Consider the following 1,721-nt stretch of genomic DNA (forward strand, 5'->3'; position numbering starts at 1 on the left):
GGGCGCGGCGCTGCAGGCCCTCTGGGCCGCGCAGCGCCACGGCGGCGACGACACTGCCATCGCCGAAACCATCGCCCGCCATCTGGAGATCGACGGCGATGCCAGTTGCACCCCGCACCCCGACACCGCGGCCGAATACCGCGAACACTACCGCCACTTCATCGACACCCTGCAGCAACTGCACCCGCAGACCGGCGAAGCGGCCCCGACCCCAAGCGAGCGCGAAGAATAAAACCGAGGAGAAAGCACCATGAGCAGATCCGTTTTCACCGGCGAGCGGGAATACTTCCCCGACGTGGGCGCCATCCCCTTCGAGGGCCGCGAATCCGACAACCCGCTGGCCTTCAAATTCTACGATGCGAAAAAAGTCATCGGCGGCAAGACCATGGAAGAGCACCTGCGCTTTGCCGTCTGCTACTGGCACACCTTCTGCGCCAAGGGCGCCGACCCCTTCGGCCGCGACACCCAGGTGTTCGCCTGGGACGACGCCCCGGACGCCATGACCGCGGCGCGCCAGCGCATGGACGCGGCCTTCGAGTTCGCCAGCAAGCTGGGCGTGCCCTACTACTGTTTCCACGACGTCGACATGTCCCCGGCCGGCGCGGATGTGCGCGAAAGCGAGCGCAACCTGCAGACCATGGTGGAACTGGCGGCGGAGCGACAGCGGGCCACCGGTATGAAGCTGCTGTGGGGCACCGCCAACCTGTTTACCCACCCGCGCTATATGAACGGCGCCGCCACCAACCCGGACTTCAGGGTGGTGGCCCAGGCCGGCGCCCAGGTGAAGGCCGCGCTGGATGCCACCGTCGCGCTCGGCGGCGAGAACTATGTGTTCTGGGGCGGCCGCGAGGGCTATATGTGCCTGCAGAATACCGACACCCGCACCGAGCAGGAAAACCTCGCGCGCTTCCTGACCATGGCGCGGGACTACGGCCGCTCCATCGGCTTCAAGGGCACTTTCCTGATCGAACCCAAGCCCATGGAACCCACCAAGCACCAGTACGATTTCGACGCCCAGACGGTGATCGGCTTCCTGCGCCACTACGGCCTGGACGGGGATTTCAAGCTGAATATCGAGGCCAACCACGCCACCCTGGCCGGCCATACCTTCGCCCACGAACTGCAGATGTGCACCGACGCCGGCCTGCTGGGCTCCATCGATGCCAACCGCGGCGACTACCAGAACGGCTGGGACACGGACCAGTTCCCCACCGATCTCTACGACGCGGTAACGGCGATGATGGTGGTACTGGCGGACGGCGGCTTCAAGACCGGCGGTCTCAACTTCGACGCCCGCGTGCGGCGCGAATCCGTGGATATGCAGGATATCTTCCTGGGCCATATCGGCGGCATGGACAACTTCGCCCGCGGCCTGGAGATCGCCCAGCGGCTGCTGGAGGATTCTCCCTACCAGCAATGGAAAGCGGATCGCTACCAGAGCTTCCGCGACGGCAAGGGCCTCGCCTTCCGCAACGGCGAGCTGGACCTGGCGGCACTGGCCGGGCTGGCACAGGAATACGGCGAGCCGGTGGCCACCAGTGGCAAGCAGGAGCTGTTTGAGAATCTGGTCAATCAGTACATCGCCTGAAGACCGCCCCTTTGTAGGCAATTTATGGGCACCGCCCATAAAAAAAGCGGGTGTGGAATGATTTCCACACCCGCTTTTTGTCTCCCGGGCCGTAGATACCATCTGTCCCTACATCCCTCAAGGGGCTATCTGG

2 protein-coding genes are annotated in these 1,721 nt (G+C 64.6%); both read left to right on the plus strand.

Annotation, left to right across the window (positions count from 1 at the left end):
- Window positions 1-232: hypothetical protein (locus tag OQE62_RS11970; RefSeq protein WP_265722275.1), on the plus strand; the 232-nt coding region annotated here is incomplete at its 5' end.
- A gap of 18 nt (window positions 233-250) precedes the next feature.
- Complete coding sequence (xylA, locus tag OQE62_RS11975) at window positions 251-1,588, plus strand: xylose isomerase (RefSeq protein ID WP_265722276.1); 1,338 nt, start codon at window positions 251-253, stop codon at window positions 1,586-1,588.
- The last annotated feature ends 133 nt before the right edge of the window (window positions 1,589-1,721 follow it).

This window comes from Microbulbifer halophilus (assembly GCF_026183675.1).
In the GTDB taxonomy this organism is placed as follows: Bacteria; Pseudomonadota; Gammaproteobacteria; order Pseudomonadales; family Cellvibrionaceae; genus Microbulbifer; species Microbulbifer halophilus.

Coding starts and splice junctions, on each gene's coding strand:
- xylA (WP_265722276.1), top strand. CDS start 251: ATGAGCAGATCCGTTTTCACCGGCGAGCGGGAATACTTCCCCGACGTG.